This is a genomic window from Micromonospora zhanjiangensis, from assembly GCF_042650605.1.
Taxonomy (GTDB): Bacteria; Actinomycetota; Actinomycetes; order Mycobacteriales; family Micromonosporaceae; genus Micromonospora_J; species Micromonospora_J zhanjiangensis.
The window spans coordinates 154459-174805 of sequence record NZ_JBHSBN010000007.1 but is presented as its reverse complement, the minus strand read 5'-3'; the positions used below and the strand labels follow the sequence as shown (position 1 = coordinate 174805).

Sequence of the window (20347 nt, the reverse complement as noted above, 5' to 3'; positions counted from 1 at the left end):
GGGCCGCCTATCGGGTCGACTTCGGGTCGAGCGCGTCGCGCAGCGAGTCGCCGAAGAGGTTGAACGAGAGCACCAGCAGGAAGAGGGTGACGCCGCCGGTCATCGTGAACGCCGGGTCGTCCCGCAGGTAGACCACGCTGTCGGAGATCAACCGGCCGAGGTCGGGGGTGGGTTCCAGGATGCCGATGCCGAGGAAGGACAGGGCCGCCTCCGCGGTGATCAGGGCCGGCACGTTGAGCGAGAAGGTCACCAGGATCGGCGCCCACAGGTTGGGCAGCAACTGCCGGAACAGGATGTGCCCCAGGCCCGCGCCGGACGCCCGGGCCGCCTCGACGAACTCCCGCTCCCGCAGCGACAGCACCTGGCCACGGACCAGCCGCGCGGTGTACGTCCAGTTGAACAGCGCGAAGATCAGCACCAGCAACAGCGGCCGGAACCAGCTCGCCTCCTGGTCCCGGGGCCCGTAGAACTGGGCCACCGTGATCGGCACGAAGGCGAAGCAGAAGATGAAGAACGGGAACGCCAGCGTCAGGTCGGTGAACCAGCTGATCACCGCGTCGACCTTGCCGCCGAGGTAACCGGCGACGATGCCGATCAGGATGCCCAACGCGATGGTCAGCACCGCCGCGGTGAAGGCCACCATCAGCGACGTGCGCAGGCCGTACACGATCTGGATGAAGATGTCCCGGCCCAGCCGCGGCTGGATGCCCAGCCAGTGCTCCGGGCTCATTCCGCCGGCGTAGCCGAGCGGGTTGCCGTTGCGGTCCAGCAGCTTGCTGAACCGGTCCTCCGGGCTCTTGCCGTACACCCGGGCCACCAGCGGCGCGGCCACCGCCAGCAGGACGAAGAAGACCAACGCGCCGCCGCTGACCATGCCCACCCGGTCCCGCCGCAGCCGCAACCAGGCCAGTTGACCGGGCGACCGGCCGACGAACTCCTTGGCCGTGACGCCGGGCGGCGCCGCGCCCGGCTCCACCGGGTCGGCCGCCACGTCCAGCCCGACCGGCCCACCGATCCGGTTCTCGGTCACGCCAGGACCCCCTTCTCCGGGAAGTGACAGGCCGTCGCCTGCCGGCCGCCGTCCCGGGACGTCAGCGCCGGCTCGTCGGTGGCGCAGACGTCCTGGGCCTTCCAGCACCGGGTCCGGAACCGGCAGCCGGACGGCGGGTTCAGCGGCGTCGGCACGTCCCCGGTCAGCCGGATCCGGCCCGCCGGGCCGAGCTTCGTGACGTCCGGGATCGCCGACAGCAACGCCCGGGTGTACGGGTGCTGCGGCCGTTCGTAGATGTCGGCCCGGTCGCCGATCTCCACGATCTTGCCGAGGTACATCACCGCGACCCGCTGGCAGAAGTGCCGCACCACGGCCAGGTCGTGGGCGATGAACACGAACGCCAGGTCCAGCTCCCGCTGCAGGTCCCGCAGCAGGTTGATGACCTGGGCCTGGATGGACACGTCCAGCGCGGAGACCGGCTCGTCGGCGACGATGAGCTTGGGCCGCAGGGCCAGCGCCCGGGCGATGCCGATCCGCTGCCGCTGACCGCCGGAGAACTCGTGCGGGTAACGGTTGTAGTGCTCGGGGTTCAGGCCCACCGTCTCCAGCAGTTCCTGCACCCGCCGCTTCACCCCGCCGGGCGGAGTGATCCCGTTGACCTGCAACGGCATCGCCACGATCCGGCCCACCGTGTGCCGGGGGTTCAGCGAGGCGTACGGGTCCTGGAAGATGATCTGCAGGTCCTGGCGCAGCGGCCGCAGGGCCGACCGGCCCGCGTGGGTGATGTCCCGACCCGCGAAGACGATCCGGCCGTCGGTCGGTTCGAGCAACCGGACCAGCATCCGGCCGGTGGTGGTCTTGCCGCAGCCGGACTCGCCGACCAGGCCGAGCGTCTCGCCGGGGCGTACCTCGAAGTCCAGGCCGTCGACGGCCCGGACCGCGCCCGCGGACCGGAACCCGTCGCGGACCGGGAAGTGTTTGGTCAGGCCCTGGACCGTGAGCAACGGCTCGCGGTCCGGCCCGCCGGGTTCCGCCGGCGCGGCGCCGGGTTCGGTCACCGGGCCATGCTCGTCCACCGTCACAGCGGCGCCTCCGTTCGCGACTGCGGGGCTCGCAAAACCGGCTCACTCCTCGCGCTCACCGAGCCACTCCCACCTGTGCGATCTCCTCCGCGTAGATCCGCTTCCGGTCGTCCTCCGGCAGGTGGCAGGCCACCAGGTGACCCCGCTCCTGGACCTGCCGCAACTCCGGCACGTCGGTGAAGGACCGGTCGCCGTTGCGCCCCGCGTAGCGGCAGCGCGGATGGAACGCGCAGCCGGCCGGCAGGTTGATCAGGCTCGGCGGGTTGCCCTTGATGGGCAGCAGGTCCGCGTCGGCGTCGCCGCGCAACGACGGCACGCTGGAGAGCAACCCCCAGGTGTACGGGTGCTGCGGCCGGCGCAGCACCTGCTCCACGCCACCGTGCTCGACCGCCCGCCCGCCGTACATCACCAGCACGTCGTCGGCGACCTGGCTGACCACGCCGAGGTCGTGGGTGATCAGGATGATCGCGGAGTTGAACTCGGCCTGCAGGTCGGCCAGCAGGTCCAGGATCTGGGCCTGCACGGTCACGTCCAGCGCGGTGGTCGGCTCGTCGGCGATCAGCAGATCCGGGTCGTTGACCAGGGACATCGCGATCATCACCCGTTGCCGCATGCCGCCGGAGAACTCGTGCGGGTACTGGTCGTACCGCTTGTCGGGTTGCGGGATGCCGACCCGGTCGAGCATCTCCACGGCCCGCCGGCGCGCGGCGGCCCGCCCGGCGGCCGGGTGGTGGATCCGGTACGCCTCGGCGACCTGCCGGCCGACGGTGTAGAAGGGATGCAGCGCGGACAGCGGGTCCTGGAAGATCATCGCCATGTCCCGGCCGCGCAGCCGGCGGATCTGCTCGTCGTCGAGGCCGACCAGGTCCCGCCCGCCGACCCGGATCGCGCCGCTGATCTCCGTCCGCATCGGGTCGTGCAGGCCGAGGATGGCCAGGCTGGTCACGCTCTTGCCGGAACCGGACTCGCCCACGATGCCGAGGGTCCGTCCGCGCTCCACGGTGAACGAGACACCGTCCACCGCCCGGACCACACCGTCCTCTGTGGTGAACCGCACCCTGAGGTCGTCGACCTGCAGGTACGGGCCGTCGGACCGCGCCGATGCCGGCATGACCACGGGCCGCCTCCCCTCTCGTCCGTCCGCCTCGCGGATCGCCCCAGCACATATCCTGTCCGTCACGCTCAGCGAGCGACGACCGGGATGGCGTAGGTAACCTGCAAAACGGCTTAGGGGGTGAAACTAAGCTACATAGACGAAGCCTGTCAGCGGGGGTCGGGTAACGAGTTCGCATCGGGCATCGGCCCAGGTCACCGCCGGGCATGGGTGAGACGGGACCGTCGCCACAAATATCCGAGGTGGTGGCAACCACCGGCCGACCGGTCCGCCGAAACAGTCCTTCCCACCGATCGCGCGGCAGGCCGGAACGGTTCACCCGATGGTCCCTCATTAGCCGGACCGGACACGGACACGCCACGCACCGTAATATCCGAGATGGTGTGCGGGCCGGGCGGGAAACTGTCGGGCGTGACGAAGCGGAGGTGCGGATGACCGCGGCGATTTTCGGACACGGCGGGCCGTGGACCGAGGAGGAGTACCTCGCGCTGGGCGAAACCCCCGAACGCGTCGAACTCTTCGACGGGAGCCTGTACGTGACCCCAGCACCCACACCATGGCACCAGCGGATCTCGCGACGGCTTGGCAACGCCCTGGAACCCGCGGCCGAATCCGTCGGGCTACAGCTGCTGGAGGCTGTCAACATCCGGCTGAAGCACGGCCGACTGGCCATCCCGGACCTGGTGATCACCACAGACATCGATCTCAGGGAGCTGGTCATCGACGCCGCGGCGGTCCAGCTGGTCTGCGAGATCATCTCGCCGAGCAACGCCTCGACCGACCGGGTGCTCAAGATGCACTACTACGCCGCCGCCGGCATCCCGTGGTACCTGCTGGTCGAGCAGGACACCGGCACCCTGCACCTGCACCGGCGCTCCGGCCCGCACTACGTCGCGCACTCGGTGACCAAGCCGGGCACCGTCCTGCGGCTCACTGAACCGGTGACCGTGGACCTGGATCCCGAGCGGCTGCTGCCCGGCCGCTGACCGCGACACCCGCCCGGCCGCCGACCGCGGGACGCGGGGTCGCCCGCCCGGTTCGTCGCGCTCGCCGGGCCGCCGGCGGTCCGGATCTCGCATAGGGTCGCAGCCATGACCCACTTCGACGTGGCCACCGCCGCGGTGCAGGCGGCGCTGGACGCCGGCGCCCGATACGCCGACGCGCGGGTGATGCACCGCCGGTACGAGTCGATGTCCGCCCGCAACGGCGAGATCGAGGAACTGGCCCAGCACGAGGACGCCGGCATCGGCGTACGGGCGCTGGTCGGCTCGGGGTGGGGCTTCTCCGCCGTACCCGATCTCACCGACGCCGCGGCCCGCGCGGCCGGCACCCGGGCCGCGAAGATCGCCGCCGCGAGCGCCCGGGTGCCCGGCCCCGGCACCGGGCTGATCCCGGCCACCGGGGTCACCGGCAGCTGGTCCTCCGACTGCCGGATCGACCCGCTCGGCGTGCCGCTGTCCGACAAGGGCGACCTGCTCACCGGCGCGACCAGGACGATGACCGAGCACGGCGCGGACCTGGCCGAGGGGATCTACCAGGTCTGGGACACCGGCAAGTGGTTCGTCTCCAGCGAGGGGCACCGGATCGACCAGCACATCCGGGAGTGCGGCGCGGGCATCTGGGCCACCACCGTCGGCGACGGTGAGACCCAGCGGCGCTCCTACCCGAGCCACCGCGGCCAGTACGGCACCGCCGGCTGGGAGCTGGTCGACTCGCTCGACCTGACCGCGCACGCGGCCCGGATCGCGCAGGAGGCGCGCGAGCTGCTCACCGCGCCGCAGTGTCCGGCCGGTGAGACCACGCTCATCCTCGGCGGCGAGCAACTCGCCCTGCAGATCCACGAGTCCGTGGGGCACGCCATCGAGCTGGACCGGATCCTCGGCTGGGAGGCCGCGTTCGCCGGCACCTCCTGGCTCGACCTGGCCCAGCTCGGCTCGCTGCGCTACGGGTCCGAGCTGATGAACATCACCATCGACCCGACCATCCCGGGTGCGCTGGGCAGCTTCGGCTTCGACGACGAGGGCACCCCGGCCGCCAAGCGGGACGCGGTCCGCGAGGGGCGCTGGGTCGGCGTGCTCGCCGGCCGGGACTCGGCCGCCGTCGCCGGGCTGGACTACGCCGGCAGCGTCCGGGCCGACGGTTGGTCCCGGCTGCCGATGGTGCGGATGACGAACGTCGGGTTGGAGCCCGGCCCGCACACTCTGGACGAGATCATCGCCGCCACCGACGACGGGGTGCTGATGGACGTCAACCGGTCCTGGTCGATCGACGACAAGCGGCTCAACTTCCAGTTCGGCTGCGAGATCGGCTGGGAGGTCAAGAACGGCCGGCGCGGCCGGATGCTGCGCAACCCCACCTACACCGGGATCGGCCCGCGGTTCTGGCGGTCGATGGACATGCTCTCCGCGGAGAGCGTCGCCTGGGGCACGCCGAACTGCGGCAAGGGCCAACCGGGCCAGATCGGCCACACCGGGCACCCGGCGGCGCCGGCCCGGTTCACGAACGTACGGGTGGGGGTGCGCGGGTGACGACCGAACTGGAGCTCGCCGGGCAGGTGGTGGAGTTGGTCCGCCGGCTGGCCGGCCCGGACGCGCAGGCCGAGGTGTCGGCCCGTCGGTCGGAGCTGGCGCTGACCCGGTTCGCCAACTCGGCCATCCACCAGAACGTGGCCGACGTGACCACCGCGGTCCGGCTCCGGCTGCACCTCGCCGGCCGGACCGCCACCGGTTCCAGCACCGTGGTCGACCCGGACGGGCTGCGTGCCCTGGTGGAGCGCACGATCGCCGCCGCCCGGCTCTGCCCGCCCGATCCCGGCTGGCCGGGCCTGGCGCCGCCCGTCCCGGTCGGGCACGCCGGCCTGTTCGACGAACCGACCGCGCAGGCGTCGCCGGACGAGCGGGCCGAACGGGTCCGCGCCTTCGTGGCCGCGGCCGGCGGGCTGGAGACCGCGGGCTTCTGCCGGACGACGTACCGGGCCGGCGCGTTCGTCAACTCGGCCGGCCAGGCGGTGACCGGCCGCGGCGCCGACGCGGCGATGGACGGGATCGCCCGGGCCACCGGCGCGGACGGGGTGGCCCGGCTCTCCGCCGACCGGCTGGCCGACCTGGACGGCGCGGTGCTGGGGGCCCGGGCCGCGGCGAAGGCGCGCGCCGGCGTCGACCCGGTCGAGCTGCCCGCCGACCGGTACGAGGTCCTGCTCGAACCGGCGGCGGTCGCCGACATCCTGCAGAACCTCGCCTACTACGGCTTCAACGGCAAGAACTTCAACGACCGGCAGTCCTTCGCCGAACCCGGTACCGAGCAGTTCGACCGGCAGCTCACCCTGGTCGACGACGGGGTCGGCACACCGGCGTTGCCGTTCGACAACGAGGGCACGCCCCGAGGCCGGGTCACCCTGGTCGACTCGGGTGTCACCGCCGCGGTCGCGCACGACCGGCGGACCGCCGCCGAGGCCAGGGCCGCCTCCACCGGCAACGCGCTGGCCGCGCCGTCGTTCGGGCCGCTGCCGCTGAGCCTGCGGCTGGAGCCGGCCGGCGATCCGGTCACCGCGCCGCCGGTCACCGAGGTGGCCGGTCCGGTGGTGGACTCGGCCACCGCCGCCCTGCTGCCCGGGGTACGCCGGGGGCTGCTGGTCACCGACTTCTGGTACACCCGGGTGCTGGACCCGAAGCGCCTGGTCGTCACCGGCCTGACCCGCAACGGTGTGTGGTTGATCGAGAACGGTGAGGTCACCCGGCCGGTCCGCGACCTGCGGTTCACCCAGTCGTACCCGGCCGGGCTGGCCCCCGGCGCGGTGCGGGCGGTCGGCCGGCAGGCCACCCGACAGCCGGACAGTTGGGACAGTGCGTACTGGACCGCCCCGGCCCTGCACCTCGCCACCTGGAACTTCACCGGCACCGCCTCCGGCTGACCCGGCCATCGCTGATCCGCCGACCCGGCCATCGCTGATCTTCGGAGTGAAGTTCTCCACAACCACCCGCAAAACGCCCGCCAGGGCCTTCCCAACGGGCATGGCACACGCGACACTCCCTTGCGCATACGGCCGTCGACGTGCGGCGTAACGTGTGCACCGGACTGCGCCGGGTGGCCCCGGTGCGGTGCGCCAGCGCGTAGGTGACGCGGCCGCGGGTCTCCCCTGCCCCGCGCGCCCCGCCGGAGGAAACGTTCGCGCCCGTCAGCCAGACCGGGCCCCGTCAGGGAGTTTTCACATGACAACGAAGTCGGCCACTCCGCCGGCCCTGCAGCCGGGGCGGGTGCGACCACGCGCCGCCATCGCGGCGAAGACGTTGCGTACCGACCGTTGGTGGTTCGCGCCGCTGATCACGGTGGTCGGACTCAGCGCCTGGGTCGCGTACGCCACCGTCCGGGTCTTCATGCACAACAACTACTGGGTCGAGGCGTACCACTACCTCACCCCGTTCTACTCCCCCTGCGTCACCGCGCGGTGCGTGCCGGAGGCGGCCCACTTCGGCCAGCTGCTGCCCGGCTGGTGGATCATCCCGGACGCGGCGCTGACCCTGCCGTTCCTGCTGCTGTTCCGGCTGACCTGCTACTACTACCGGAAGGCCTACTACCGGTCGTTCTGGCTGTCGCCGCCGGCCTGCGCGGTGCCGGACGGGCACAAGACCTACACCGGCGAGACCCGGTTCCCGCTGCTCGGCCAGAACCTGCACCGGTACGCCTTCTACGCCGCGGTGATCATCTCCCTGATCAACACCTGGGACGCGGTGCTGGCGTTCCACAGCCCGAAGGGCTTCGGCTTCGGCCTGGGCAACGTGATCCTGCTGGGCAACGTGGTGATGCTGTGGGCGTACACGGTCTCCTGCCACTCCTGCCGGCACATCGCCGGTGGCCGGCTCAAGCACTTCTCCAAGCACCCCGTGCGGTACCGGTTCTGGACGTTCGTCTCCAAGCTCAACGTCCGGCACATGCAGCTGGCCTGGATCACCCTGGGGACGCTGGCGCTGACCGACTTCTACATCATGGCGCTGTCCGCCGGCTGGTTCCCCGACCTGCGGTTCATCAACTGAGGGCCTGAAACGACATGACTACGCGAATCGAACGACACCACTACGACGTCGTCGTCATCGGTGCCGGTGGCGCCGGCCTGCGGGCGGCGATCGAGGCCCGGCTGGCCGGCAAGAAGACCGCCATCATCTCCAAGTCGCTGTTCGGCAAGGCGCACACGGTGATGGCCGAGGGCGGCGCCGCCGCCGCGATGGGCAACGTGAACAGCCGGGACAACTGGCAGGTGCACTACCGGGACACCATGCGGGGCGGGAAGTTCCTGAACAACTTCCGGATGGCCGAGCTGCACGCGAAGGAGTCGCCGCAGCGGATCTGGGAGCTGGAGACGTACGGGGCGCTGTTCGACCGGACGAAGGACGGCAAGATCTCGCAACGCAACTTCGGCGGGCACGAGTACCCCCGGCTGGCACACGTCGGTGACCGGACCGGCCTGGAACTCATCCGTACCCTGCAGCAGAAGATCGTCTCGCTGCAGCAGGAGGACAAGGCCGAGTTCGGCTCGTACGACGCGCGGATCAAGGTGTTCGCCGAGACCACGATCACCGAGCTGCTGCTGGACGGCGACCGGGTGGCGGGCGCGTTCGGCTACTACCGCGAGTCCGGCGAGTTCGTGCTCTTCGAGGCGCCGGCGGTGGTGCTGGCCACCGGCGGGGTGGGCCGGTCGTACAAGGTCACCTCGAACTCCTGGGAGTACACCGGCGACGGGCACGCGCTCGCCCTGCGGGCCGGCGCGACGCTGATCAACATGGAGTTCCTCCAGTTCCACCCGACCGGCATGGTCTGGCCGCCCTCGGTGAAGGGCATTCTGGTCACCGAGTCGGTCCGCGGCGACGGCGGCGTGCTGAAGAACTCCGACGGCAAGCGGTTCATGTTCGACTACGTCCCCGACGTCTTCCGCAAGCAGTACGCGGAGACCGAGGAGGAGGCGGACCGCTGGTACACCGACCCGGACAGCAACCGGCGCCCGCCGGAGCTGCTGCCCCGGGACGAGGTGGCCCGCGCGATCAACAGCGAGGTCAAGGCCGGCCGCGGTACGCCGGCCGGCGGCGTCTACCTGGACATCGCCTCCCGCAAGTCGGCCGAGGAGATCCGCCGCCGACTGCCGTCGATGTACCACCAGTTCAAGGAGCTGGCCGACGTCGACATCACCAAGGAACCGATGGAGGTCGGCCCGACCTGCCACTACGTGATGGGTGGCGTCGAGGTCGACCCGGACTCCGGCGCGGCGGCCGGCACCGTACGCGGGCTGTTCGCCGCCGGCGAGGTCTCCGGCGGAATGCACGGCTCCAACCGGCTCGGCGGCAACTCGCTGTCGGACCTGCTGGTCTTCGGCAAGCGGGCCGGCGAGCACGCCGCCCGGTACGTGGACGAGCTGCCCGCCCGCCCCACGGTCGGCGTCACCGCCGCCGAGGCGGCCGTGGAGACCGCGCTCGCCCCGCTGAACCGGGAGACCGGCGAGAGCCCGTACAAGCTGCAGCAGGACCTGCAGGCGGTGATGGGCGACCTGGTCGGCATCATCCGGCGCAAGGGTGAGCTGGAGGACGCCCTGGTCCGGCTGGCCGAGCTGCGCGAGCGGGTGGCGAAGGTGAGCGCCACCGGCGGCCGCCGGTACAACCCGGGTTGGCACCTGGCGCTGGACCTGCGCAACATGCTGGTCGTCTCGGAGTGCACCGCCAAGGCGGCGTTGGAGCGGGAGGAGTCGCGCGGCGGTCACACCCGCGAGGACTTCCCGACGATGGTGCCGGACTGGCGCAAGGTCAACCTGGTCTGCTCGCTCGACGGGGAGAAGGTGCACCTCGCGCACCAGCCGTTGCCGAAGATGCGGGCGGAGCTGATCCAGCTCTTCGACCGGGCCGAGCTGGCCAAGTACCTGACCGACGAGGAGCTCGCCGACTTCGACGCCCTCACGCAGGACGCTCTCGCTGAGGAGGCGGGCAAGTAATGGGTACCAAGCGCCAATTCCGGATCTGGCGGGGCGACGAGTCCGGCGGCGACCTGCAGGACTACCAGGTCGAGGTGAACGAGGGCGAGGTGGTCCTGGACGTCATCCACCGGTTGCAGGCCACCGAGGCACCCGACCTCGCCTGCCGGTGGAACTGCAAGGCCGGCAAGTGCGGCTCGTGCTCGATGGAGATCAACGGCATGCCCCGGCTGGGCTGTATGGCCCGGATGTCGACCTTCGAGGAGTCCGAGACCGTCACGGTCACCCCGCTGCGGACCTTCCCGATCATCCGGGACCTGGTCACCGACGTCTCGTTCAACTACGAGAAGGCCCGGGAGACCCCGGCCTTCGCGCCGCCGGCGGACCTGGCACCGGGCGAGTACCGGATGCAGCAGGTCGACGTGGAGCGGTCGCAGGAGTTCCGCAAGTGCATCGAGTGCTTCCTGTGCCAGAACACCTGCCACGTGGTGCGTGACCACGAGGAGAACAAGCAGGCGTTCGCCGGGCCGCGGTTCTTCATTCGGGCCGCCGAGCTGGACATGCACCCGCTGGACGCCAAGACCGACCGCAAGGAGTACGCCCAGGCGGAACAGGGTCTCGGGTTCTGCAACATCACCAAGTGCTGCACCGAGGTCTGCCCCGAACACATCAAGATCACCGACAACGCCATCATCCCGATGAAGGAACGCGTCGTCGACCGCAGGTACGATCCAGTTGTGTGGCTAGGCAGCAAGATCTTCCGACGCGGCAAGGGCGAGCACGCCCACGACCAGGGCACTCGCCGTGACCCGAGCGACCTCGGGGCGGTTCACGCGCCCGGCGGGGCGCACACCCACGGCGCGTCCCACGACGTTGTCGCGGAGGAGCAGGCCGAGCGCGGCGTGAACTGGCACCGGCAGGTGCCGCAGCCGCAGAAGCCCCCGGTGGACGGGACCGGCAAGCTCCCGATCACCGAGCTGACCTTCGACCGGCCGGCCGCGCCGTCCCCGTTCGGGGAGGATGTCCAGTTCCCGCTGCCCAGTCACGGGCTGAACTACGCGCACCCCGACCAGGACTGATCCGCCTCTCGACGGGTTGTCCGTTCTCACCGGTCAAGGACCGGCGGCTTTCAGGTCGCCGGTCCTTGGGCTATCCGCCGCCGGCCCGGTCCGGGCGCTCCGGCTCGGCGGTGAGCAGGGGGCGCAGGGCCGCCACCACCGGCACGTCGGCCGGCAGCCAGGTGACGCTGTCCAGTTCATCGGCGGCCAGCCAGCGCATCCCGGCGTGCTCCAGCGCCCGCGGCCGGTCCGCGCCGACCAGCCGGGCCAGGTACACCCGGAGCACCGCGCGGCCGTGCGCCATCGACACGTCCCGGCCGACCCGGCCGGCCACCTCGACCCGTACGTCGAGTTCCTCGGCGCACTCGCGGACCAGGGCCGCCGTCTCGGTTTCGCCCGGTTCGACCTTGCCGCCGGGAAACTCCCACTTACCTGCTACTTCGGGGGGATTGACCCGGGCACAGGCCAGCACCCGGCCCGCGGCGACGATCGCCGCACCCACCACCACCTGCACGGACCGATCCTCCCGCCGGCGGCCGCCGCCATCCTTCGCCCGTTCGGTGTACACGGCGGTCAAGGGTGCCAGATCAATCGCCGGTTCGGGTACCGGAATCATCCTCATGGCCAGCACAACCCGGAAGTGTGGGCCTTGGCACTGACACGGTCACCCGACAGACTAGAGTTCACCGGTCAAGACAACGACATGGCGACGATTTGGCCACGAGCCGGCAACGACGCCCGGGAGGTGCGGTGGTGATACGCGCTCTGTGGAGCAGGGCCGAGCGGGATCACCTCGACGACGCGCTCGCGCAGTTGGACGGTTGGATCCGCGAGGGGTGCCTGATCAAGCGCACTCTGGTGCTGACCGACGCCCAGCACGCCGAGCTGACCGAACGCACCAAGATCGCGGCGGACGTGCTGAACCTGCGGCCGGAGATCCGCCGGCTGGACGGGCGTACCCAAATCAAGATCACTCCCCGGGACTGCGACGAGCTGACCGACCGTGAGGTCACCCTCGCGGCCCGGATCGAGGACGTCCACCGCGCCCTGACCCACGACGAGGACTGATCCTCCGGCACCACCGCCGTCCGCGCCACCCGGGCCGGCACTGGCACGGACCTCCTACCCTCGCGGACATGGCTAACGTGACCTATGACCGGCGGGAGCAGTTCCAGCAGATCCAGAGCGGTCTGCTCGACGGCGAGGAGATCATCGCGGTCTACGACGCGATCGGCACCGGCACCGGGTTCATCGGCCTGACCGATCGGCGGGTGATCATCCAGGACAAGTCGTTCGTCGGCAAGCGGTTCGCGATCACCAGCATCCCGTACTCGAAGATCACCAGCGTGAGCGTGGTCAGCAACAAGTCCTGGGGCGGGTCGTTCTTCTCCACCGGGGCGATCGCCATCCACGTCGGCGCGCACACCTACGAGGTCGAGTTCCGCGGCGACCAGAAGAGCCACCACGTGCACAACGTGATCCTGCACTACATCTCCTGACCGGGCCCGCCGCCCGGCCGGGGATCGGGGAACGGCCCCGGCCGGGCGGCCGGGCTCAGCCGAGCAGGCGCGGGGTGATCACCGTCTCGGTCACCGTGCCGTCGGCGGCGCGGCTCACCTCGTACGCGAAGACGCCCTCGCGGTCCGCGACCGCCTCGGCCAGTCGGGTCCCCCGGTAGACCAGCCCCACCCCGTCGTCGGTGCAGTGCGCGACCGGGAAGACCTCGGCGTTGACCAGCAGGTGCATCAACGGCCGGCGTTGCTTCTCGCTGTCGTAGTGCACCCCGTTGCCGTACGGCAGCCACCCCAACCCGTCGGTGAACGGGCGCAGCCGCGGGCCGAAGCTGTCGGTCGGACCGCCGGTGTGCCAGCAGATCGAGCCGGCCGACACGCCGCCCAGCACCACTCCGGCCTGCCAGCAGTCGTGCAGGATCTCGTCCAGCCCGTGCACCCGCCAGAGCGCCATCAGGTTGGCGACGCTGCCGCCGCCCACCCAGATCACGTCCTGGTCGAGCAGGTGGGCGCGGATGTCGGCCAGGTTCGGCATGGGGAACAAATTGAGGTGGGAAACCCGGAACCGGGTGCCGGCGAACGCGCCGTAGACGGCGGTCAGCCAGCTCGTCGACTCACCGCTGGCCTGCCCGAGACAGCAGAGCTTCACCGGCTCGTCGGCGCCGGCACCGGCCAGCTCCGCGAGACAGTCGAAGACCCGACCCGGGTCCAGGTCGTACGGGCCTCGACCGCGCCGGTCGAAACCCATGCTGGTAGCGAGGATGGTCGGTTCGGCTGCGGGCATCGCGGACGCTCCTCGTGATCGTGGACCTCTGCCCCATCCTGCCCGACCCGCTTTCAGTGCCGGGAACGGGCGGCCGCGCCGGGCGTCCCGAAGGCGGTCAGGAACCGGTCCCGGAACGCATCCATCCGCCACACCGGTGACTGCGGCGACGGTTTCAGGCCGTCCTGCCAACCCCAGCCGGCGATCCGGTTCAGCACGGCCGGATCCCGGGCGACGATGGTGATCGGTACGTCCCGGCCGGCACCGGCCCCGGTCACCACCGGCACCGGCTGGTGGTCGCCGAGAAAGACCAGGACCAGGTTGTCGTCGCCGTACTTCTCCACATAGGAGACCAACGTGTCCAGCGAGTACTCGACGGACTTGGCGTACTCGGCACGGATCTTGTGCGGGTCCGGCCAGACGTCGTCGATGTTCTTCCCGGCGGCTTCCATCGGCCCGTAGATCGAGCCGTCGCCGACCTCGTGCCAGTCGACCGACCGGGGCAGCGGCACCCAGGGCGCGTGGCTGGAGGTGAGCGGGATCGCCGCCATCAGTGGCGGTCGGTCCGTCCGCCCGCGCTCGGCCCGCTGGAACGTGGCGAGGGTGTACTGGTCCGGCATCGGCGACCAGCCGAAGCTGGGTCCCTTGTAGCCGAGCTTGCGGCTGTCGTAGACCTGGTCGTAGCCGTAGAAGGACCCCTCCGGCCAGGCCGCCGTGATGCCCGGCATCACCCCCACCGTCCGCCAGTCCGCCTTCTTGAAGGCACTGGTCAGGGTGAGCCGGTCGCTGGTGACGAGGTCGTTGAACCGCTGCTGGTTGTCGATCCACAGCCCGGACAGCAGGGTTGCCTGGGCCAGCCAGCTCCCGCCGCCGGCGGTCGGCGAGGTGAGCCAGCCGCTGCGGGACGCGTACCCCGCGGCGTTCAGCCGCTCGGTCCCGGCGGCCAGCGCGGCGTCCACCCGGGGCGAGATCTCCGGGTCCTCGACCGCCGACCGTCCGTAGCTCTCCACGAACGAGACGATGACGTCCTTGCCGCGCAGGCCGGACAGCAGCCGGTCGGTGTCGGCCTCCTTGAACGCGTCCACCGCCGCCTCGCCGGCGAACACCTGCCGGTCGCGCAGGCCGTCCCGGACCTGGAGGGTGCGACCGTAGGCCAGGCCGGCCGCGCTGCTCGCGGCGACCGGCGCACCCGGCACGAGCTGCGCGCCGAACACCGCGCAGACCACCCAGGCGGCAGCCAGGGCGCCCGCCGTACCGGCCGCCGGCCGCCGGTGCCGCCGCACCACCCGGGCCAACCGCAGCGCCGCCAGGGTCATGAGCACGGGTACGCCCACGGCCAGCACGACCGCCGCGGTCGCGGCGCCCACCGCGCCGAGCTGGCCGAACGAGTCCCGGACGAAGCCGTACCCGTCGGCGAACAGGCTCCAGTCGCGGACCAGGTCGAACGGCCGGACGAGCACCGAGTAGAAGCCGAAGTCGACGATCTTCACGACGGTCAGCACGCCGAGCACCGCGCCGAACAGCGCCGCCAGCACCGTGCGCGGCGTCCCCGGCAGGACGAGCAGCAGCGCGACGACGACCAGCCCTTCGACGGGGATGCGCAGGAACGCGCCGAGCGACAGGGGCACGCCCGCGTTCGGCAGGACCAGCGCGGCCAGTACGAACACCGCCGCGAGCACGGTGGTCGACCGGGTGACCACGAGCCGCGCCCCCCGCCGGCCGCCGCCGGTGTCCGCGTCGGTGCCGGTACCGGCGACCGCGTCGGTGGCCGCGGTGGCGAGGGCTGCCGTGTCCGTCGGCGGACCGTCGCCCGGCGTCACCGGGGACGCGTCCGTCACCGGCGGATCGCCGTGCGTGGACGGCCGGCTCCGGAACGACAACTGCCAGGAACGCGGGTTGAACGACAAACCAGGGGCCCCTTTGGGTGCGAAGGCTGGCAACGCGGGTCGTTGCCCGTGGCCACCGCGAGCGCCGGGCGTACGGTGTCGCGGTGCCGATCCGTTATACGGCTGATCAGCCGCGTTCGGTTCAGGCGCCGCCAGTTAACCCTCGTATCCCGTACGCGACAACCGTGACTCATGGTGGCTTTCCGACAGTCCACCCGGGACACGTTCCGGGCGCCCTCGCGGGAGGCGTGGGACCGCGGTGACCGGGGAGTCCGGTGCTTCTACTGGTCGGGTGGTCCGAACGTGACCGGCTCCTTGCGGACCTGAGCCTCCGCGGACGGTCCGATGGCCGCGCGAAAATACCTGGACAGCGGACCGCGCGGCCGGTGATCGTGGGCGACATGCAGCAGGCGAAGATCTGGGACACCGACACGGCCCGGCGCTATGACACCCCGGGCACCGGCATGTTCGCGCCGGACGTGCTGACACCGACCGCGCGGCGCCTCGCCGAACTCGCCGGTGCCGGACGGGCGCTCGAGTTCGCGATCGGGACCGGGCGGGTGGCCGTTCCGCTGGCCGAACGTGGGGTGCCGGTCACCGGCATCGAACTGTCGGAGCCGATGATCGAGCGACTGCGCGCCAAGGTCGACGAGGCGACCATCCCGGTGATCGTCGGCGACATGGCGACCGCCTCCGCCCCCGGCGAGTACACCCTCGTCTACCTGGTCTACAACACCATCTCCAACCTGCTGACCCAGGCCGAGCAGGTGGCCTGCTTCCGCAACGCCGCCCGGCACCTGCGTCCCGGCGGTCGGTTCGTGATCGAGCTCTGGGTGCCCGAGCTGCGCAAGCTGCCGCCGGGCCAGCGCGCCACCGTCTGGCACTGTGAGCCGGACTACATCGGCCTGGACACCTACGACGTGCTGAACCAGCACGTGGTGTCGCACCACTTCCGGTTCGGCGAGGGCACCGAGGCACAGCTGTTCCGCAGCCCGCACCGGTACATCTGGCCGGCGGAACTCGACCTCATGGGGCAGTTGGCCGGTTTCGAGCTGGAGAGCCGGCACGCCGACTGGTCCGGCGCCGAGTTCACCGCCGACTCGCGCTCGCACGTCTCCGTCTACCGCCTGTCCGCCGGTCCCTCGGGGACTGACCGTCCGCCTCCCTCCTGACGCGGCACGCGTCGCGGATCCCGATCCGACCGCGCGACCGCGCATCCCGGAGGTGTCGTATCCGGGTGCCAGAATCCGCTCACCGGTCTACCCCCGGTTCTGGGACGGTGACGGTGACCTCGACTACCTGGAGCCTTACTACCAGAGCCTGGTCGCCTTCTTCGTGGAGACGGCCGGCGAGGGCGCGGCGGCGATCCGCAGCTTCGACTTCTGATGCACCGCGGTCGCCAGCGGGATGTCCGAGTTGGCCGCCGGCGGACCGGTCATGCCCCGTTCGCCCGCCATGACCCACATGTGGTCGTGACGCCGCCTCCCGAGAGCATCTCGGCCGTCACGAGCAGAAATTGCCGCGACGCAACTACGATCCTGGGGTGGTCCGTACAGAAGCACCAGGAGAAGAGCAGCGGTTACGTCGCATCGAGGCGGTGACCGACGCCACGCTGTCCCGGCTCGACGTCGCGGACCTCTTCGACGAACTGCTCGACCGGGTACGCGACCTGCTCCAAGTCGACACCGCCGCGATCCTCCTGCTCGACGTACGCGCCCAGCAACTGGTGGCCACCGCGGCGAAGGGCCTGGAGGAGGAGGTCCGGCAGGGTTTCCGGGTCTCGGTCGGTCGCGGGTTCGCCGGTCAGGTGGCCCTCACCCAGCGACCGGTGATCATCCAGGACCTCACCTCGGACAGGGTGGTCAACCCGATCCTGCTGGACACCGGCATCCGGTCTTTGCTGGGCGTGCCGATCACCGCACAGGGGCAGTTGGTCGGCGTGCTGCACGTCGGCTCGCTCACACCCCGCCGGTTCACCCCGGACGACGTACGCCTGCTGGAGCTGGTGGCCGACCGGGTCAGCCTGGCCAGCCGGGCCCGCGCGAACAGCCTGGACCACGCCGCCGCGCTGGCCCTGCAACGGAGTCTGATTCCCACCGAATTGCCGGACCTGCCGGGCCTGGAAATGACCGGACGGTACGTGCCCGGCCACGCCTCCGGGGTTGGTGGCGACTGGTACGACGTCTTCACCCTGCCCTCCGGCGGGGTGGGCCTGGTCGTCGGCGACGTCTCCGGACACGGGCTCCAGTCCGCGGTGGTGATGGGTCGGGTCCGCAGCGCGCTGCGCGCGTACGCCCTGGTCTGTGACGACCCGGCGGAGGCACTGACCCTGCTCAACCGGAAGGTGGTCCACTTCGAGGCCGGCAGCCTCACCACCGCCCTGTACGTGATGATCTCGCCGGACCGGTCCACCATGCGCGTCTCGCTGGCCGGGCATCCCCGACCGGTGCTGGCCGTGCCGGGGCGACCGACCAGCGTGGTCGCCGCGCACATCGACCCGCCGCTCGGCATCGGCAACCGGGACCCCCGCCGGCAGACCACCACGGTCGACTTCCCGCCGGGCGCGGTCCTGGTCGCGTACACCGACGGGCTCGTCGAGCGGCGCGGCGAAGTCTTCGACGACGGCGTCGCCCGGTTGGTGGCGGCCGTACCGCAGGCCCCGGTCGACACGGTGGCCGCGACGGTGATGGCCACCCTCGACGCCGAGCACCCGGCCGACGACATCGCCCTGCTCGCCCTGCGCAGACTCTGATCGCCTCCCGAACGTGGCGTGGAACAGCCCCTCGGCGCCAGGATCGCGCCGATCGTTACGGTGCCGCGTCAGGTGTCGGTGGCGAGGCGGGCGTGCAGGTGCTCGTCGTGGCGGCGACCGTCGCCGTAGCGGTGGGATTCGCGCATGGTGCCTTCGAGGCGGTAGCCGGCGCGGGTGGCGACGCGGCAGGACGCCTCGTTTGCGACCGCATGGACGATCTCGATCCGGTGCAGACAACGCTCGCCGAAGGCCCAGGTGGTGAGGGCGTCGACCGCCCGCGAGGCGACGCCACGACCCCGGGCACCGGCGGCGGTCCAGTATCCGACCGCCGCGTTGTCACCGCGGATCTGGTGCAGCGAAACCGCCCCCGAGAGCGTTTCACCGCTCGGATCGGTCACCGCCAGCGACACGTGGCTGCCGTCGCTCCAGTCCGCCCGGCGGCGGATCCAGTCCGTCGCCCGCTCCAGGTCGGTGACGCCCTGGGCGTTCCACCGCTCGACGGCCGGGTCGGTCAGCGCCGCCAGGACGGCCGGCGCGTCGTCCACCCGCCAGGGCCGCAGCAGCAGCCCCGGAGCGGGAATCTCGACGTCGTCCACGCCCGGAGTTTGGCACGGGCACCGCGGCGGCGCGCCGCCTTTTTCCGGCGCCGCGCACGTGCCCGGTGCGCGCCATGACGGTCCGGACCGCGAGGATGGCCGGATGGACGACCTGACCATCCGGGACCGGGAACCGGCGGACCTGCGCCGGTGCCTTCCGGTTCTCGGCGACGTACACCGCCTCGACGGCTATCCGCTCAACTGGCCCGCCGACCCGCTTCGATGGTTGGCCCCGGAAAACGCCCTGCACGGGTGGGTCGCCGAGACCGGCGACAACACCGTGGTCGGCCACGTCGCCGTCCACCGTGTGGTGTCCCCAGGCGCCGTCCCCGCGACCGGGGCCGAGGTCAGCCGTCTGTTCGTCGCACCGACCGCCCGGCGCTACAACCTGGCGACCAGGCTGCTGCACAAAGCCCGCGAATGGGCCGCCGAGCACCGGTCCGACCTCACCCTGGAGATCGTCGATGCCCCCCGGTCGGCCGCCGCCGTCGTCCTCTACGAACGGACCGGCTGGCGGCACACCCACTCCACCACCGCGGCATGGACCAGTCCCGAGGGCCGACCCGTACGGCTGCGCCACTACGCCCTGGTCGACAGCACGCCGCCGACCCCGCCCAGCTGAACGGACGCAAGACACCGCTGAGCCAGCAGCCCAGGAAGCTATTTACCGAACGCTACGGTGACAGCATGACCGCGGTGCCCGAGTGGATGCGCCCGCCTCGGCCTGAGGGATGGCTCGCCGACGACCTCGACCACCTTCCCCAAGCGCCGCGTCACACCGAGTTGATCGACGGTGCCCTCGTCTTCATGCTGTCCCCTCAGCGGTCCTGGCATGCTCGGATCGTCACCGCGCTGGTGCTCTCCCTCGCGGAACAGGCGCCGGCCGGGATCGAGGTCGAGCGGGAGATGACGATCCGGCTCGACGAGTGGAACCGCCCCGAACCGGATGTTCTTGTCACGACGGCGCCCTACGATCCGGACCGCACCTGCTACACGCCCGAACAGGTTCTGCTGGTCGTCGAGGTGGTCTCGCCGGAGTCGGCGCACCGTGACCGGACGGTCAAGCTACGCAAGTACGCGGAAGCCGGTATCGGGCACTACTGGCGCGTCGAGGACGAGGGTGGGTCTCCGGTCGTCCACGCGTACGAACTCGACGGTCCGACGCTGTCCTACGCGCCGACGGGGATTCACCGCCAGGAACTGTGCAGTTCCGCCCCGTTCCCGATCAAACTCGACCTGAACAGGCTGGTGCCCGGTCGCAGGAGCTGAGTCTGGACAGTTATTGGGCGCCAGGATCCCCGGTGGCCTCGGGCGTGACGAACGTGCCGCGCCCCGTGAAGGTGACCACCCGACCCTCTTCACGCAGCAGATCGAGCGCGGCCCGCACGGTGCCGCGCGCCACCTCGTAGGTCTGCGCCAGGGTGACCTCTCCGGGAAGTTTGCGTCCAGGCGACCACTCACCACTGTCGATCTTGGCCCGTAGCGCATCGGCCAACTGCTCAGCGAACGAGCGAGGTGACCAAGGATCGATCATGTCGTCACGGTGCCACCTGTCCAGCCACACCATGCTGTCCAGCCTGTTCATTCAATAGACAGGATGAACAGGTTGGCCTACTGTGACAGAAGAGCTCGCAGTCGACCCTCG

General features: G+C 71.0%; 20 protein-coding genes and 2 pseudogenes. 14 read left to right on the top strand and 8 right to left on the bottom strand.

Features of this window, described 5'->3' with window-relative positions; genetic code table 11:
- Positions 1–7 precede the first annotated feature (7 nt).
- The 3 genes from ACFOX0_RS13125 to ACFOX0_RS13115 all read right to left on the bottom strand — a co-directional run bounded on the left by ACFOX0_RS13125 (position 8) and on the right by ACFOX0_RS13115 (position 3184).
- Positions 8–1030 carry an ABC transporter permease gene (locus tag ACFOX0_RS13125; RefSeq protein WP_377545185.1) on the bottom strand — a complete coding sequence of 341 codons (1023 nt, stop codon included), beginning with the start codon at positions 1028–1030 and terminating at the stop codon, positions 8–10.
- Positions 1027–2049, bottom strand: coding sequence for an ABC transporter ATP-binding protein (locus ACFOX0_RS13120; RefSeq protein WP_377545183.1), 1023 nt, complete (start codon positions 2047–2049; stop codon positions 1027–1029). The genes ACFOX0_RS13125 and ACFOX0_RS13120 overlap by 4 nt, the downstream gene beginning before the upstream one ends.
- Positions 2050–2128: 79 nt before the next feature.
- Entirely contained in the window at positions 2129–3184 is a 1056-nt protein-coding gene (locus ACFOX0_RS13115) for an ABC transporter ATP-binding protein (RefSeq protein WP_377545456.1), read from the bottom strand.
- Positions 3185–3618: 434 nt separating this feature from the next.
- Here ACFOX0_RS13115 and ACFOX0_RS13110 point away from each other — a divergent pair, with 434 nt between their 5' ends.
- From ACFOX0_RS13110 to ACFOX0_RS13080, 7 genes and pseudogenes are all read left to right on the top strand, one after another.
- Entirely contained in the window at positions 3619–4173 is a 555-nt protein-coding gene (locus ACFOX0_RS13110) for a Uma2 family endonuclease (protein WP_377545181.1), read from the top strand.
- A gap of 105 nt (positions 4174–4278) precedes the next feature.
- On the top strand, positions 4279–5715 hold the full coding sequence (locus ACFOX0_RS13105; RefSeq protein WP_377545179.1) for a TldD/PmbA family protein: 1437 nt from the start codon (positions 4279–4281) through the stop codon (positions 5713–5715).
- Positions 5712–7097 carry a TldD/PmbA family protein gene (locus ACFOX0_RS13100; RefSeq protein ID WP_377545177.1) on the top strand — a complete coding sequence of 462 codons (1386 nt, stop codon included), beginning with the start codon at positions 5712–5714 and terminating at the stop codon, positions 7095–7097. Before ACFOX0_RS13105 ends, ACFOX0_RS13100 begins: the two co-directional genes overlap by 4 nt.
- 298 nt (positions 7098–7395) lie before the next feature.
- The gene (locus ACFOX0_RS13095; protein ID WP_377545175.1) at positions 7396–8217 is read left to right on the top strand and encodes a hypothetical protein; all 822 of its coding nucleotides are present in this window, start codon (positions 7396–7398) and stop codon (positions 8215–8217) included.
- 14 nt (positions 8218–8231) lie between these two features.
- The gene (locus ACFOX0_RS13090) at positions 8232–10157 is read left to right on the top strand and encodes a fumarate reductase/succinate dehydrogenase flavoprotein subunit (RefSeq protein WP_377545173.1); all 1926 of its coding nucleotides are present in this window, start codon (positions 8232–8234) and stop codon (positions 10155–10157) included.
- Positions 10157–10909 (top strand): annotated as a pseudogene (locus ACFOX0_RS13085) (succinate dehydrogenase/fumarate reductase iron-sulfur subunit); the annotation flags it as partial. The gene ACFOX0_RS13090 and the pseudogene ACFOX0_RS13085, both read left to right, overlap by 1 nt.
- Before the next feature lie 75 nt (positions 10910–10984).
- A pseudogene (locus ACFOX0_RS13080) lies at positions 10985–11215 on the top strand (succinate dehydrogenase/fumarate reductase iron-sulfur subunit); the annotation flags it as partial.
- A 70-nt stretch (positions 11216–11285) separates the two neighbouring features.
- On the opposite strand, the gene ACFOX0_RS13075 reads toward ACFOX0_RS13080, so the two are convergent.
- Positions 11286–11702, bottom strand: coding sequence for a (deoxy)nucleoside triphosphate pyrophosphohydrolase (locus ACFOX0_RS13075; RefSeq protein ID WP_377545454.1), 417 nt, complete (start codon positions 11700–11702; stop codon positions 11286–11288).
- Between the two features lie 245 nt (positions 11703–11947).
- Between ACFOX0_RS13075 and ACFOX0_RS13070 the strand changes: the two genes are divergently transcribed.
- Positions 11948–12262, top strand: a complete 315-nt coding sequence (locus ACFOX0_RS13070; protein ID WP_377545171.1) for a 4a-hydroxytetrahydrobiopterin dehydratase — start codon at positions 11948–11950, stop codon at positions 12260–12262.
- Positions 12263–12330: 68 nt separating this feature from the next.
- Positions 12331–12693 carry a PH domain-containing protein gene (locus ACFOX0_RS13065; protein ID WP_377545169.1) on the top strand — a complete coding sequence of 121 codons (363 nt, stop codon included), beginning with the start codon at positions 12331–12333 and terminating at the stop codon, positions 12691–12693.
- A 55-nt stretch (positions 12694–12748) separates the two neighbouring features.
- Here ACFOX0_RS13065 and ACFOX0_RS13060 read toward each other — a convergent pair whose 3' ends face one another.
- Together ACFOX0_RS13060 and ACFOX0_RS13055 are read right to left on the bottom strand one after the other, a co-directional pair.
- Entirely contained in the window at positions 12749–13489 is a 741-nt protein-coding gene (locus tag ACFOX0_RS13060) for a Type 1 glutamine amidotransferase-like domain-containing protein (RefSeq protein WP_377545167.1), read from the bottom strand.
- Positions 13490–13542: 53 nt separating this feature from the next.
- Positions 13543–15306, bottom strand: a complete 1764-nt coding sequence (locus ACFOX0_RS13055; protein ID WP_377545165.1) for a sulfatase — start codon at positions 15304–15306, stop codon at positions 13543–13545.
- A gap of 449 nt (positions 15307–15755) precedes the next feature.
- Here ACFOX0_RS13055 and ACFOX0_RS13050 point away from each other — a divergent pair, with 449 nt between their 5' ends.
- The 3 genes from ACFOX0_RS13050 (at position 15756) to ACFOX0_RS13040 (ending at position 18106) form a co-directional block, all read left to right on the top strand.
- Positions 15756–16526 carry a class I SAM-dependent methyltransferase gene (locus ACFOX0_RS13050; RefSeq protein ID WP_377545163.1) on the top strand — a complete coding sequence of 257 codons (771 nt, stop codon included), beginning with the start codon at positions 15756–15758 and terminating at the stop codon, positions 16524–16526.
- A gap of 52 nt (positions 16527–16578) precedes the next feature.
- Positions 16579–16740 carry a DUF1877 family protein gene (locus ACFOX0_RS13045; protein ID WP_377545161.1) on the top strand — a complete coding sequence of 54 codons (162 nt, stop codon included), beginning with the start codon at positions 16579–16581 and terminating at the stop codon, positions 16738–16740.
- 157 nt (positions 16741–16897) lie between these two features.
- Positions 16898–18106 carry a PP2C family protein-serine/threonine phosphatase gene (locus ACFOX0_RS13040; protein WP_377545159.1) on the top strand — a complete coding sequence of 403 codons (1209 nt, stop codon included), beginning with the start codon at positions 16898–16900 and terminating at the stop codon, positions 18104–18106.
- Positions 18107–18174: 68 nt separating this feature from the next.
- On the opposite strand, the gene ACFOX0_RS13035 is transcribed toward ACFOX0_RS13040, so the two are convergent.
- Positions 18175–18702, bottom strand: a complete 528-nt coding sequence (locus ACFOX0_RS13035; protein WP_377545157.1) for a GNAT family N-acetyltransferase — start codon at positions 18700–18702, stop codon at positions 18175–18177.
- Between the two features lie 103 nt (positions 18703–18805).
- On the opposite strand from ACFOX0_RS13035, the gene ACFOX0_RS13030 reads away from it, so the two are divergent.
- Positions 18806–19324 carry a GNAT family N-acetyltransferase gene (locus ACFOX0_RS13030; protein WP_377545155.1) on the top strand — a complete coding sequence of 173 codons (519 nt, stop codon included), beginning with the start codon at positions 18806–18808 and terminating at the stop codon, positions 19322–19324.
- Between the two features lie 65 nt (positions 19325–19389).
- On the top strand, positions 19390–19971 hold the full coding sequence (locus ACFOX0_RS13025; RefSeq protein ID WP_377545153.1) for a Uma2 family endonuclease: 582 nt from the start codon (positions 19390–19392) through the stop codon (positions 19969–19971).
- Positions 19972–19981: 10 nt separating this feature from the next.
- Here ACFOX0_RS13025 and ACFOX0_RS13020 read toward each other — a convergent pair whose 3' ends face one another.
- Positions 19982–20287, bottom strand: coding sequence for a GntR family transcriptional regulator (locus ACFOX0_RS13020; RefSeq protein WP_377545151.1), 306 nt, complete (start codon positions 20285–20287; stop codon positions 19982–19984).
- Positions 20288–20347: the final 60 nt, after the last annotated feature.

What these genes read in the sequence shown, in the direction of transcription:
- ACFOX0_RS13090 (WP_377545173.1), top strand. Translation starts at nt 8,232, where the DNA reads ATGACTACGCGAATCGAACGACACCACTACGACGTCGTCGTCATCGGT.
- ACFOX0_RS13060 (WP_377545167.1), bottom strand. Translation starts at nt 13,489, where the DNA reads ATGCCCGCAGCCGAACCGACCATCCTCGCTACCAGCATGGGTTTCGAC.
- ACFOX0_RS13025 (WP_377545153.1), top strand. Translation starts at nt 19,390, where the DNA reads ATGACCGCGGTGCCCGAGTGGATGCGCCCGCCTCGGCCTGAGGGATGG.
- ACFOX0_RS13030 (WP_377545155.1), top strand. Translation starts at nt 18,806, where the DNA reads ATGGACGACCTGACCATCCGGGACCGGGAACCGGCGGACCTGCGCCGG.
- ACFOX0_RS13065 (WP_377545169.1), top strand. Translation starts at nt 12,331, where the DNA reads ATGGCTAACGTGACCTATGACCGGCGGGAGCAGTTCCAGCAGATCCAG.
- ACFOX0_RS13110 (WP_377545181.1), top strand. Translation starts at nt 3,619, where the DNA reads ATGACCGCGGCGATTTTCGGACACGGCGGGCCGTGGACCGAGGAGGAG.
- ACFOX0_RS13095 (WP_377545175.1), top strand. Translation starts at nt 7,396, where the DNA reads ATGACAACGAAGTCGGCCACTCCGCCGGCCCTGCAGCCGGGGCGGGTG.
- ACFOX0_RS13020 (WP_377545151.1), bottom strand. Translation starts at nt 20,287, where the DNA reads ATGAACAGGCTGGACAGCATGGTGTGGCTGGACAGGTGGCACCGTGAC.
- ACFOX0_RS13050 (WP_377545163.1), top strand. Translation starts at nt 15,756, where the DNA reads ATGCAGCAGGCGAAGATCTGGGACACCGACACGGCCCGGCGCTATGAC.
- ACFOX0_RS13105 (WP_377545179.1), top strand. Translation starts at nt 4,279, where the DNA reads ATGACCCACTTCGACGTGGCCACCGCCGCGGTGCAGGCGGCGCTGGAC.
- ACFOX0_RS13115 (WP_377545456.1), bottom strand. Translation starts at nt 3,184, where the DNA reads ATGCCGGCATCGGCGCGGTCCGACGGCCCGTACCTGCAGGTCGACGAC.